At 74.7% G+C, this 245-nt stretch carries 1 pseudogene; it reads left to right on the forward strand.

The features are described 5' to 3' along the window. Positions 1-120 precede the first annotated feature (120 nt). Positions 121-245 (forward strand): annotated as a pseudogene (locus tag ACLIYP_RS30985) (YhjD/YihY/BrkB family envelope integrity protein); the annotation flags it as partial.

Here is a 245-nt window from a genome sequence, read left to right on the forward strand (position 1 = left end):
GTCGGCAGCGGGCCGGGCCAGGTGAAGGTCCCGGTGGCCGTCCGGGGCGAACTGGCCGAACCGGGCGTGGGGAAGCGGCTCACCCGCATCCTGTGACGCGCGGGCCGCGGGGCCCGTACGCGGGGCGTGGCCAAGGAGTTCCTCGACGACGAGATCCCGGACCGGGCGGCGACCCTCACGTACTACGGCGTGCTGTCGATCTTCCCGGCCCTGCTGCTGCTCGTCTCGCTGCTCGGCGCGGTCGG

It is taken from the genome of Streptomyces nanhaiensis, assembly GCF_046614825.1.
Taxonomy (GTDB): Bacteria; Actinomycetota; Actinomycetes; order Streptomycetales; family Streptomycetaceae; genus Streptomyces; species Streptomyces radiopugnans.